2 protein-coding genes are annotated in these 910 nt (G+C 64.0%); both read left to right on the top strand.

Translation table 11 applies throughout. The features are described from left to right. Positions 1-600, top strand: a 600-nt coding sequence (locus tag VQ02_RS34420; protein WP_048448780.1) for a Crp/Fnr family transcriptional regulator, incomplete at its 5' end; no start/stop codon positions are given. Positions 601-743: 143 nt separating this feature from the next. Next, on the top strand, positions 744-910 hold a 167-nt coding region (locus VQ02_RS36575), incomplete at its 3' end, for a GDP-mannose 4,6-dehydratase (protein ID WP_157080940.1).

Below are 910 nucleotides of genomic sequence, written 5' to 3'. Positions count from 1 at the left end.
CGCGCCGGCATCTCGGAGAAGTCGTACCGCGCCAACGAATTCATCTTCATGCGCGGCGACAATTTCCAGTACTGGACCGGCATCGTTACCGGGCTGGCGCGGATGGGCATCGTCTCGCGCGGCGGCAAGGCCGCGAGCTTCGCGGGCCTCACGGCGGGCGCGTGGTTCGGCGAGGGCACTGTGCTCAAGAACGAGCTTCGTCGCTACGACGTGGTCGCGCTGCGCGATACGCGCCTCGCGATGATGGATCGCCGGACCTTCGTCTGGTTGTTCGAGAACAGCGTCGGCTTCAACCGCTTCCTGGTTGGACAGCTCAACGAGCGGCTCGGCCAGTTCATCGCGCTGCTCGGATATGGCCGCACGCTGGATGCGACCGCACGGCTGGCGCGCTCGATCGCCTCGCTGTTCAATCCGATTCTCTATCCCGAGCTTACCCTGCACCTTGAAATCACCCAGGAGGAGATCGGGGCGCTGTCGGGAATCTCCCGGCAGAACGCCAACCAGTGCCTGAAGCGGCTCGAGCGCGAGGGGCTGCTGCGGCTCGAATATGGCGGGGTCACGATCATCGAGCTCGACCGGCTGCGCCACTACGGCGAGTGAGCCGGCCCCAGACCGCTTTGAATCGGGTTTTCAAAGCTTTAAGGCCCTGATTCCAAACGATTATGCCATTAGACTTGGAGGTGGCCGGGTGCTACAGACCGGCCTCGTCGGGATCGCGCGGCCTTGCGCTCTCTGGAGATGATATGACGGCTCAGGACTCAAAGCGGCGCGTTGCGCTGATCACCGGCGTCACCGGGCAGGACGGCGCCTATCTCGCCGAATATCTGCTCGGCCTCGGCTACACCGTGCACGGGATCAAGCGCCGCTCGTCCTCGTTCAATACCGCGCGCGTCGACCATCTCTACCAGGA

The organism is Methylobacterium variabile, from assembly GCF_001043975.1.
Classification (GTDB): domain Bacteria; phylum Pseudomonadota; class Alphaproteobacteria; order Rhizobiales; family Beijerinckiaceae; genus Methylobacterium; species Methylobacterium variabile.
The sequence above is the reverse complement of the archived record's forward strand: the minus strand, read 5'-3'. Positions and strand labels throughout refer to the sequence as shown.